We start from the raw sequence: 10,687 nt of genomic DNA, 5'->3' as shown, positions 1-10,687 counted from the left end.
TGTAACAGCCTGCACATCACCCATCAGGAAATCCGAGGGGGTTGAATGTCACTGTTTCGCACGATGGTCCTGCTGCTGACAAGCCTGCTGGGCGGCTGCTCGGCGCTGGCCCCGGTCAATTGGCTGGTGCCTGAAAACGGCTACAAAACCCTCACCGATCTGCCCTACGGTGACTTGCCACGCCAGCGGCTCGACGTATACCTGCCGACGGACCTGAAAGCTAACGCCCCGGTGGTGGTGTTCTATTACGGTGGTAGCTGGCGCAACGGCGAACGCGCAGACTACCGGTTTGTCGGCCAGGCGTTGGCCAGTCGCGGCATTATCACCGTGATCCCGGACTACCGGCTGTATCCCGAGGTCCGCTATCCCGATTTTTTGCGCGACAGCGCCAAGGCACTGGCCTGGACCCGGGCCAACCGCAGCAACTGGCAAAGCCCTGCCGGTCCGCTGTTCGTCATGGGCCACAGTGCCGGCGCCTACAACGCCGCCATGCTCGCGCTAGATCCGCGCTGGCTGGCACAGGAACAACTTGCCCCCGAGGTGCTCAGTGGCTGGATCGGTCTCGCCGGGCCCTATGACTTTCTGCCGATCATCAATCCCAATGTGCAGCCGGTTTTCTATCACCCGCAGACGCCGGTCGACTCCCAGCCGCTGGTCCACGCCAGTGCCGCCAGCCCGCCGGCCCTGCTGCTTGCCGGAGCCGATGACAGCCTGGTTGACCCGCAGCGCAACACCCGGCAACTCGCCGAGGCCCTGAGCGACTATCAGGTTGCCACGCAAAGCGCGATTCTGAGCGACATGGGGCACATCAAAATTCTGCTCACACTGGCAGCGCCCTTTCAGGACCGGGCTCCGATGATTGAGCAGATCACCGGCTTCATAAGTCGGCACGGCAAGCGGGATGGCGGGCAGCAAGTCAGCACGGATCCGGCTGTCGCCTCAGCCAGAACCAACTAGGAAAAAACGGCACAAGCAAGGGAAGTCAGGGCAACGCCGTCAACCGGACAAACCGAAAAATCCGAGAAGGCCGGGTGATGCTGGAAGGAAAGAGAACGAAGAGGTTAAGCGCAGAGACGCGGTACCGGCGGGTCAACGCCGCCGGTACCGCAGCCGATTACATGCCGACGGCCATACCGACGCCAGCCAGACTGATCAGGGCGCCCAGGCTGCCCATCACGACGCGCGCGGCCTTGCGCTCCTGCAGCCACAGGCCGCCAAACAGACCGGCTGCGTGCAATGCGGCGGTAGCGACCGCGAAGCCCAGCGCGTAGCTCAGCGCACCTGCAGCAGCAGGCATTTCAGCACCGTGGGCGTAGCCGTGGAACAGCGAGAAGCCAGCCACCAGCAGCGCCACCGGCGCAGTCTGGCCACGCTGCACAACAACCAGCAGCGCGCCCAGTACGATGACCGACCCGACGATGCCCAGTTCAACGCCCGGCAGGTGAACACCGGCCATCGCCAACGCCCCGCCCACCAGCATCACGGAGACGAACAGCAGCGGCAGCAGCCAGCGGGCAGCACCACCCAGCTTGGCGCCGCACAGACCAACCGCCACCATCGCCAGCAGGTGATCCATGCCCATCAACGGGTGCGTGATCCCGGCGGCCAGTCCCGAGACATCATGGCCGGGGTGTGCCTGTGCCAGTCCGGGCAGCAGGGCAAGAGTGGCAATCAAGCCAAGGCGTTTGTTCAGTTGTGTCATGTCAGGCTCCTTGTTGCTGTGCAGTTTCCGGCAGAGCCTTGAGCATGCCCTGACGAACGATGAATTCGATGATCTGGTCCACGCCCTGACCGCTTTTGAGGTTCGAGAATACGAACGGACGCTCGCCACGCATCTTCTTGGCGTCACGGTCCATGACACCCAGATCGGCACCGACCAGCGGGGCCAGGTCGGTCTTGTTGATGATCAGCAGATCGGAGCGGGTGATGCCCGGGCCGCCCTTGCGTGGAATCTTGTCGCCGGCAGACACGTCGATCACGTAGAGGGTCAGGTCAGACAGCTCCGGGCTGAAGGTCGCAGCCAGGTTGTCACCGCCGCTCTCCACCAGCACCAGTTCCATGTCCGGAAAGCGCTCCTGCAGCTCGGCCACCGCGGCCAGGTTCATGGACGCGTCTTCGCGAATCGCGGTGTGCGGGCAGCCGCCGGTTTCTACCCCCAGAATGCGATCTTCCGGCAGCGCCTGATGGCGCAGCAGAAAATCGGCGTCTTCGCGGGTGTAGATGTCGTTGGTAATCACGCCCAGGTTGTAGTGCGGATACAGGCGCTCGCAAAGGGTGCGCACCAGTGCGGTCTTGCCGGACCCGACCGGTCCGCCGATGCCTACCCGCAGTGCAGGTCTGGAAGTCATGTGTCAGTGCTCCTTAAGATCGAAACAATCGGGTGTATTGATGTTCATGGCGGGCGCTGGCAAAGGCCAGGCCCGGTAATCCTGCGCCGAGATCATCGGCGGACAGTGTGGCGGCGGTATCCACCACCGCAGGCAAATCGGGCAGCATGCGATCCAGCAACCGCTGGGCGTCGGTCTGCCCGAGCGGAATCAGCTTGGTAGCGGCGCCGGTCTGGTTTTCCAGCCAGCTCCAGAGCGCACCCAGCGCCAGCGCGCGAGCGCCGGTCTGCCAATGCTGGCCGGCCATTGCCAGTGCGGTCATCAGCGCAATCGGCTCGCCCTGCGGCCATTCGATCGCCGCCGGCACCGCCAGCGACTTGAGCAGGCGCAGCAGCGCCCCACCCTGCTGGCTGTCTTCCAGATAAAGCTCAGCGGTTTCCCGGTTGGCCAGCAGCCAGTCATTCCAGGAGAACAGCGCGCCTTCGTCGTCGCGCTCCAGCGCGTCGTACTGGCGCAGCAGCAGCGGAATATCCAGCCGCGCCAGCGAGTGACCCAGCAAGCCGCCCAGCCAGTGCGCGGCGCTGTCGATGTCGGTTACCCAGTTCTGCTCGATGGCGTACTCCAACCCTTGCGAGTAGGCGTAGGCGCCAATCGGCAGCGCCGGACTGGCCAGCTGCAGCACACGCAACAGGGCCAGATCGGCGACTGGGTTCAGCTCAGTCATGGGCGTGCCCAGCAAGGCGCAGCAGCGGCGCGGCCGGCGTGGCTACGCTGTGGCTGTGGTTGTGATAGGCGCCCTTCTCCGGGTTGAACGGTGCGGTGATCTGCTCGACCTCCAACCCGAAGCCGACCAGCATGGCGTCCAGCACGTGATCGCACTGGTAGCGCAGTTCGGTGGCGTGCACCTCCAGCGCTACGTGGCGGTTACCCATGTGATAGGCCGCGCGGGCCAGTTTAAGGGTGTCGTCACAGACGACGCGCGACAGCTTTTCCGGCGCGGCGGCAATCATCAGCACGCTGCCGTCGAGGCACTGCAAGCGGTCGCCCTGCGCCAGCACGCGGCCACGCGGCAGAAACAGACCCACTTCATCACCGGCGACCGTCTTGGCGCGCAGGCGGCTGCGGGTACGCAGCTCGTAGGTCAGCTCCAGTACGTGGTCATGGGGACCGGACTCGTCCTCCAGCCAGGCATGACATTCCAGCATCGTGCTCTCCTTAAAACAGGTAATAACGCTGCGCCAACGGCAGCTCGTCAGCCGGCTCGCAGAGCAGCTCAACGCCGTCAGCCTTGACCACATAGGTCTGCGGATCGACGCTGATGTCCGGCTGATAGTCGTTCAGCTTCATGTCGGCCTTGCTGATGGTGCGGGTGTTGCGAACGGCCTCGAGACGACGCTTCAGGCCCAGCTTTTCCGCCACGCCAGCATCAATCGCCGCCTGCGAGACGAAGGTCAGGCAGGTGGTGTCCATGCCCCGCCCGAAGGCGCCAAACATCGGCCGGTAATGCACCGGTTGCGGTGTCGGGATGGAGGCGTTCGGATCACCCATGGGCGCAGCCGCAATGGCCCCGCCCTTGAGAATCAGGCTCGGTTTGGTGCCGAAGAAGGCAGGCTTCCACAGCACCAGATCCGCCAGCTTGCCGACTTCAATCGAGCCGACCACATGACCGACGCCCATGGTAATGGCCGGGTTGATGGTGTACTTGGCGATGTAGCGTTTGACCCGCGCGTTGTCGGACCAGTCGTCGTCGCCTTCCAGCGGGCCGCGCTGGACTTTCATCTTGTGCGCGGTTTGCCAGGTGCGGGTAATCACCTCGCCGACGCGGCCCATGGCCTGGGAGTCGGAGGAGATCATGCAGAAGGCGCCCAGGTCATGCAGGATGTCTTCGGCGGCGATGGTCTCGCGGCGAATGCGCGAGTCGGCAAAGGCCACATCTTCGGCGATGGCCGGATCAAGGTGGTGGCAGACCATCAGCATGTCGAGGTGCTCGTCGACCGTGTTGATGGTGTAGGGCCGCGTCGGATTGGTCGAGGACGGCAGCACGTTGGATTCGCCGCAGGCCTTGATGATGTCCGGCGCGTGACCGCCACCGGCACCCTCGGTGTGGTAGGTGTGAATTACCCGACCGTTGATGGCCGCCAGGGTATCTTCAACAAAGCCGGATTCGTTCAGGGTGTCGGTATGGATCGCCACCTGCACGTCGAAGGCATCGGCCACGCTCAGGCAGCAGTCAATCGCCGCCGGAGTGGTGCCCCAGTCTTCGTGCAGTTTCATGCCCATGGCACCGGCCTGAATTTGCTCTTCCAGCGGGTCCGGCAGACTGGCGTTGCCCTTACCGAGAAAGCCCAGATTCATCGGGAAGCATTCGGCCGACTGCAGCATCTTGCCGATATGCCAGGCACCCGGGGTACAGGTGGTTGCGTTGGTGCCGGTGGCCGGGCCGGTGCCGCCACCGATCATGGTGGTCACACCGGACATCAGCGCCTCATCAATCTGCTGCGGGCAGATAAAGTGAATATGCGCGTCGATGCCACCGGCGGTAAGGATCATGCCCTCACCGGCGATGACTTCGGTGCTCGGGCCGACGATGATATCGATTCCGGGCTGAATGTCCGGGTTGCCGGCCTTGCCGATGGCCTGGATGTTGCCATCCTTGATCGCCACGTCGGCCTTGATAATGCCCCACCAGTCAACGATCAGGGCATTGGTGATGACGGTATCCGGCGTCTCGGCGCGGGTACGCTGGCTCTGGCCCATGCCATCACGGATGACCTTGCCACCACCGAATTTCACTTCTTCGCCGTAGCGGGTCAGGTCCTTCTCGACGCTGATCCACAGTTCGGTATCACCGAGGCGAACGCGGTCGCCGGTGGTTGGGCCGTACATTTCCGCATAGGCCTGTCTGCTGATTTCCATTGTTCGCTTCTCCCAATCTGCTCAGAGACTGCCCATGACGTCGCCACGGAAGCCATACACCTTGCGCTCACCTGCCAGCGCTACCAGTTCTACCTCGCGGCTCTGCCCCGGCTCAAAACGCACCGCGGTACCGGCGGCGATGTTGAGACGAAAGCCTCGCGCCGCATCGCGATCAAACTGCAGCGCCGGATTGGTCTCGGCAAAGTGGTAATGGGAGCCGACCTGCACCGGACGATCACCGCTGTTGGCCACACTGATCACCAGCGTTTCGCGTCCTTCATTCAGTTGCAGCACGCCGGGGCGGGTCTGCACTTCTCCTGGAATCATGACGAGCTCCTCAGGGAATCGGGTTATGAACGGTGACCAGCTTGGTGCCGTCCGGGAAGGTGGCTTCGATCTGGACCTCGGCGAGCAGCTCCGGCACACCGGGCATCACCTGCTCGCGGGTCAGCAGCGTGCGGCCATAACTCATCATCTCGGCTACGCTGCGACCATCGCGCGCGCCTTCCATGATGGCAGCGCTGATATAGGCCATCGACTCGGGGTAATTCAGCTTTACGCCACGGGCCAGCCGGCGCTCGGCCAGCAGCGCGGCGGTAAACAACAGCAGCTTGTCTTTCTCGCGGGGGGTCAGCTCCATGAAGAGGGCTCCATCTCAAGTGTTCCAGATGCGTGGTGCGCAGGGTTCCCGCCCGTTGATCAACGGACGCAACTGCCGCCACAGACGAATAAAGGTATTACGCGCATGCTCGGCATGCAGGCCAAGATAACGGCCGATCAGCAGCCCGTTGCGCTGGGTCAGCGCCAGCTCCGGGCAGTCGGTCAGGCTGTCACGCAGATCATCCATCTGCTGGCGGTCCAGCTGCACGGTCGCCAGCCAGGTACCACTGACGCCACAGCCGCCAAGCCCCCAGCGGGCTTCCAGCAGCGGGTCGCCACCAATGAACTGGTTGCGCTCGATATAGATCGGCCGGCCATCGCGCCAGACATCCAGCCGCTGGTCTACCTGACCATAGCTGAAGCCCTCTCCCGCTGCAGGGCGGCCCAAACAGAGCAGATCCCAAGCCACGCAGCGAGCGTCCACGGCGAGATCGATGCGGGTAATCATGCGCGCGTGGCAGCCCTCAAAGGCGATGGTGTCCTGCGGCAGATACTCCAGACTGCTGCCAGCCGCCAACGTAAAGCGATTGTGCTGTACCTGCAGGGTGCCGTTATCACGGGCACGGTAGAACTTGCCGGAGGATGGCGTAGTCAGGACAGCACAAGCGTTCTCCTGCATGTCGGCCTGCAGACGCAGATTGTCACCACTGACCAGCCCACCCGGCGGATGCAGAATATACAGATGCGGGCAGTCCAACCCTTCCGGGGTAAACGGACGCTGCACGCGCAGCGGGCCTCGATGACTGGTATGGGCAAGTTGTGTACGCGCACCGGAACGCACAAAGCCCAGCCGCAAACCGGCCTGCCAGTTCAAAGCGCTGTCATGCTGCTCCAGGTGCCAGGCGTGTGTCATGCGTGCTCATTCCCAATCAATAATCCCGATTTACAGAGCAAGTGCCATGCCACATAAGGAGTCCCGGGTTCCGGGGGACGCACGAGGACAGCGCAGCCATCAGTGCACCGATATGAATCACTGACCATTTGGACAGCTTTTGCATGCACCATTATGAAGCACAATTAGAAACACTCACCGCCTTGCAACTGCGCGCCAATCTGGTAGGGTCGACGGGTCGGCGTCCTGTCGACGTTTTCCCTTACCTCATTTTTACCCAACTCTGATCAAGGAGTAGTGCCGTTCGCCATGAACAAATCCCCTGCAATCGTCCTGACCCGTCTGGATGTTCAACGCCTGGAAAAGGTAATGGCCGATATACCGGCCCCGCTGGAAATGCTCGAAGCGCTTGAGGACGAACTGCTGCGCGCACGCGTCATCAGCCACAAGCAGATCCCCAAGGACGTGGTTACGATGAACTCGACGGTGCGTTTCATTGACGAGGCCAGCGATCGGGAGTTTGTGCTGACCCTGGTCTACCCGGATCAGGCGGGCCGTCCCGGCACCATTTCCGTGCTGGCACCGGTTGGCATGGCGCTGCTCGGCCTGAAGATCGGCCAGAGCATCAACTGGCAGGGTCCGGCCGGCCGCCCCCTGCGCCTGAAGATCATTGATGTGCTCTATCAGCCGGAAGCCAACGGTGACTTCCACCTCTGAGTGATTGCCCCTGACCGGGGCAATGCACCGTATCAGGGCATTTCTTCGCTGCGTTCATGGGACAACTCGAGCGCAGCGCGATCGGTCCACTCTTCACTGAGTTCCGCCTTGACCGAGACGCCCAGTTCCTTGAACTCGTTGACCTGCTTGACCAGGTTGCCGCGTCCGTCGACCAGCTGGTCCCGCGCCTTGCGATAGGCCTGCGAGGCCTTGTCCAGACTGCTTTCAATGCCGTCCATGCTGGACAGAAAGGTGCGCAGCTTGTCGTGAATCTTGCCGGCGCGGTCGGCCAGCTCCGCGGTGTGCCGGTTCTGGTCTTCAAAGCGCCACAGCTGGCGCACGATATTCAGACTGGTCAGCAACGTGGTTGGAGTCGCCACCAGCACATTCTGTTCAATCGCCTTCTGGAACAGGCTCTCATCCGCTTTCAGCGCCTCAACAAAGGCCGATTCGATGGGGATGAACATAAACACCATCTCCGGCGCATTCAGCCCCGGCAGCTCAAAGTAGTTGCGATCCGACAGCTCACGAATACGATCACTGACCGACTGCACGTGCTCACCCAGGGCAATGCGCCGCTCGGCCTCGTCCTCGCTGTTGATATAGCGGGTGTAGGCGTTGAGCGACACCTTGGCGTCGATGATCAGGTGTTTGTCCTGCGGCAGGTAGACCAGCACGTCCGGGCGCTGGCGTTTGCCTTCGGCGTTGTTGATGCTGACCTCACGCTGGAAGTCCTTGCCGGCACGCAGCCCCGAGCGTTCCAGCACGTTCTCCAGAATCAGCTCACCCCAGTTACCCTGAGTCTTTTTCTGGCCGCGCAGCGCGGTGCTGAGATCATGCGCTTCCTGGGTAATCTGACGGTTCAGTTCCTTGAGATGATTGAGCTCTGCCGCCAGGGTGGCCTGCTGCTGGGTGTCCTTGTGATGGATGTCTTCAACCTTCGCGCGAAACTGGTCGATCTGCTCACGGAAGGGTTTCAGCAGCGCATCCAGCGACTGCTGACTGGTCTGGGAAAAGGCCTGCCCCTTGGCTTCGAAGATCTTGCCCGCCAGCTGTTCGAACTCCATCTTCAGCTGCTCACGGCTGTCCTTGAGCAGTTGCTGTTGCTCGGCAAAGTGCTGCTGGCGCTGCTCGAGGGAGCTTTCGAGGGTCGAGTGACGAACCTTGAGGTCTTCATACTCACTCTGCACTGCATCCAAACGGCCCTGCAGACGCTGACGCTCGCTGCGCAGCTCATCCAGCTGACGCCCCTGCTCTACCCCCAGCGTCTGTGCGCGCTCGGCCTGAAGTTGCCAGTGCTGCTGCTGGGCCTGCTGTTCGCTGAGCCTTGATTGCAGCAACTTTTGCTGCTCACGCAGCTCGGCCAGGGACTCCTGAAGATGCTCAATGCGAGTCAGCTGCGCGCCGCGCTCACTGCCCTGCTGATGCAGCTCCAGCTGGGCCTGCTGCGCGGTAATCTGCGCCTCCCCGAGCTGCGCCTGCACCTCGGCAAGCTGCTCCTGCAGCGCGCTGCTGCGGCGCATCAACAGCCAGGCAGTGAGCCCCCAGCCAGCCAGCAATGCGAGGGAAAGCACAGGTAACAACAAAGTCAGATCAAGCGCGGGCATGCAATTCTCCTTTAACTGCCGCCATTATCCCTGCGCGCGCACTGGAATGTAACCGCCTTAGCGGCTGCGCAGCGACCCCAGCAGCCCGCGCACAATCTGTCGACCAAGCTGAGTGCCGATGGAACGCATGGCGCTGCGGCCAAACGACGTGATCATGTCCGTCACTTCATCGGCCATGCTCTTTTCACGCCGGCTGCGCGTGGTGCCCTGCTTGCGCGTTTCCGGTTTTTCTTCCGACATCGAACGCTCGGCCTGCTGTTGCAGCAATTCATAGGCAGACTCGCGATCAACCGGCTCGTCGTACACGCCCTTGAGCGGTGAGGAGGCGAGCATGGCAGCGCGCTCGGCGTCCGTAATCGGCCCCATCTGACTGTCCGGCGGTCGCACCCAGATCTGCTGCACGATGGACGGCGAGCCTTTTTCATCCAGCACCGAGACCAGCGCCTCACCCACGCCCAGAGCAGTGATCACGGCTTCGGTATCCAGATCCGGGTTGGTGCGGAAAGTCTGGGCCGCAGCACGGACTGCTTTCTGGTCCCGCGGAGTAAACGCGCGCAGCGCGTGCTGCACCCGGTTGCCTAGCTGCGCCAGCACGGCATCCGGCAGGTCGAGCGGGCTTTGAGTAACGAAGTACACGCCCACACCCTTGGAGCGGATCAGCCGCACGACCTGTTCAATCCGATCCAGCAGCGCCTTAGGGGTGTCATTGAACAGCAGGTGCGCCTCATCAAAGAACAGCACAAACCGGGGCTTGTCGGCATCACCAACCTCCGGCAGCTGCTCAAACAGCTCGGACAGCAGCCACAGAAGGACACAGGCATAGCCGAGCGGGCTCTCCCTATACAGGCGCTCGGCATGCAGGATATTGACCACGCCCTGACCGTGCTCGTCGACCTGGAGAAAGTCATCCAGCGAGACGGCAGGCTCGCCAAACAACGGCTCCCCGCCCTGCTGTTCCAGACGCAGCAACGAGCGCTGGATAGCGCCGACGCTGGCCGGTGAGATATTGCCGTAACGCGGCCCCAGTTCGGCACGGAGCTCGTGGACATGATTGAGCATCGCCCGCAGGTCTTTCATGTCGAGCAGCAGCCAGCCCTGATCATCAGCGACCCGGAACAGAATATCGATGATGCCGCTCTGGGTTTCATTCAGCCCCAACAACCGCGACAGCAGTTGCGGGCCAAGCTCGGAAATGGTCAGACGCAGCGGATGCCCCTTCTCGCCATACACATCCCAAAACACCACCGGCGCACCCTTTGGCTCCAGAGCGTCAATACCTACACGCAGGGCGCGCTGCTGCAGCTTTTCCGATACCACACCCGGTTTCGCGATGCCCGAGAAGTCACCCTTGATATCGGGCACCAACACCGGGACACCCAGTTGCGAAAAGGCCTGCGCCAACACCTGCAGCGTAATGGTCTTACCGGTGCCGGTCGCGCCCGCAATCAACCCGTGACGATTGGCCATGCGCGGCTCAATCGCCACGCCGCCAGCCTGATTGCCACCTATCAGCAGCGGGGAAATAGTCATCAGCCTCTCTCCTGGTAACCGGGACGGACGCCCCGCAGGCATTATGAACCAGGTCGCCAGCGACGCAAGCTGACCTACCCGTTGCAGGCCGAACGCAC

Annotated in this window: 12 protein-coding genes; 2 read left to right on the top strand and 10 right to left on the bottom strand. The window is 62.5% G+C overall.

Translation table 11 applies throughout. The annotated features are described in order from the left end of the window. The first annotated feature begins 45 nt into the window (after positions 1-45). Positions 46-957 (top strand): alpha/beta hydrolase, encoded by a 912-nt coding sequence (locus ACZ5WQ_RS03285; RefSeq protein WP_233049443.1) that lies wholly within the window; start codon positions 46-48, stop codon positions 955-957. Positions 958-1,114: 157 nt separating this feature from the next. On the opposite strand, the gene ACZ5WQ_RS03280 is transcribed toward ACZ5WQ_RS03285, so the two are convergent. From ACZ5WQ_RS03280 to ACZ5WQ_RS03245, 8 genes are read right to left on the bottom strand one after another with little or no spacing between them, the layout of a single operon-like run. Continuing rightward, positions 1,115-1,702, bottom strand: coding sequence for a HupE/UreJ family protein (locus ACZ5WQ_RS03280; protein ID WP_464383133.1), 588 nt, complete (start codon positions 1,700-1,702; stop codon positions 1,115-1,117). A gap of 1 nt (position 1,703) precedes the next feature. Then, positions 1,704-2,348 (bottom strand): urease accessory protein UreG, encoded by a 645-nt coding sequence (gene ureG / locus ACZ5WQ_RS03275; RefSeq protein ID WP_233049441.1) that lies wholly within the window; start codon positions 2,346-2,348, stop codon positions 1,704-1,706. A gap of 13 nt (positions 2,349-2,361) precedes the next feature. Then, positions 2,362-3,051 carry an urease accessory protein UreF gene (locus ACZ5WQ_RS03270; RefSeq protein ID WP_269687614.1) on the bottom strand — a complete coding sequence of 230 codons (690 nt, stop codon included), beginning with the start codon at positions 3,049-3,051 and terminating at the stop codon, positions 2,362-2,364. Next, complete coding sequence (gene ureE, locus ACZ5WQ_RS03265; protein ID WP_104737602.1) at positions 3,044-3,532, bottom strand: urease accessory protein UreE; 489 nt, start codon at positions 3,530-3,532, stop codon at positions 3,044-3,046. Before ureE ends, ACZ5WQ_RS03270 begins: the two co-directional genes overlap by 8 nt. A 10-nt stretch (positions 3,533-3,542) precedes the next feature. Further along, positions 3,543-5,243 (bottom strand): urease subunit alpha, encoded by a 1,701-nt coding sequence (ureC, locus tag ACZ5WQ_RS03260; RefSeq protein ID WP_335598876.1) that lies wholly within the window; start codon positions 5,241-5,243, stop codon positions 3,543-3,545. Positions 5,244-5,264: 21 nt separating this feature from the next. Then, positions 5,265-5,570: an urease subunit beta gene (locus ACZ5WQ_RS03255; RefSeq protein ID WP_088275339.1), complete on the bottom strand. Its 306-nt coding sequence runs from the start codon at positions 5,568-5,570 to the stop codon at positions 5,265-5,267. A gap of 10 nt (positions 5,571-5,580) precedes the next feature. After that, the gene (ureA, locus tag ACZ5WQ_RS03250; RefSeq protein ID WP_088275341.1) at positions 5,581-5,883 is read right to left on the bottom strand and encodes an urease subunit gamma; all 303 of its coding nucleotides are present in this window, start codon (positions 5,881-5,883) and stop codon (positions 5,581-5,583) included. Between the two features lie 15 nt (positions 5,884-5,898). Beyond that, positions 5,899-6,756, bottom strand: coding sequence for an urease accessory protein UreD (locus ACZ5WQ_RS03245; protein ID WP_269687617.1), 858 nt, complete (start codon positions 6,754-6,756; stop codon positions 5,899-5,901). 288 nt (positions 6,757-7,044) lie between these two features. Between ACZ5WQ_RS03245 and rnk the strand changes: the two genes are divergently transcribed. Then, positions 7,045-7,452, top strand: a complete 408-nt coding sequence (rnk, locus tag ACZ5WQ_RS03240; RefSeq protein WP_228246225.1) for a nucleoside diphosphate kinase regulator — start codon at positions 7,045-7,047, stop codon at positions 7,450-7,452. A gap of 32 nt (positions 7,453-7,484) precedes the next feature. On the opposite strand, the gene ACZ5WQ_RS03235 is transcribed toward rnk, so the two are convergent. Further along, complete coding sequence (locus ACZ5WQ_RS03235; protein WP_338213736.1) at positions 7,485-9,059, bottom strand: DNA recombination protein RmuC; 1,575 nt, start codon at positions 9,057-9,059, stop codon at positions 7,485-7,487. Between the two features lie 57 nt (positions 9,060-9,116). Then, on the bottom strand, positions 9,117-10,589 hold the full coding sequence (locus tag ACZ5WQ_RS03230; protein WP_338213737.1) for a helicase HerA-like domain-containing protein: 1,473 nt from the start codon (positions 10,587-10,589) through the stop codon (positions 9,117-9,119). Positions 10,590-10,687 lie beyond the last annotated feature (98 nt).

It is taken from the genome of Halopseudomonas sp. T1L2 (genome assembly GCF_055397385.1).
The sequence above is the reverse complement of the archived record's forward strand: the minus strand, read 5'-3'. Positions and strand labels throughout refer to the sequence as shown.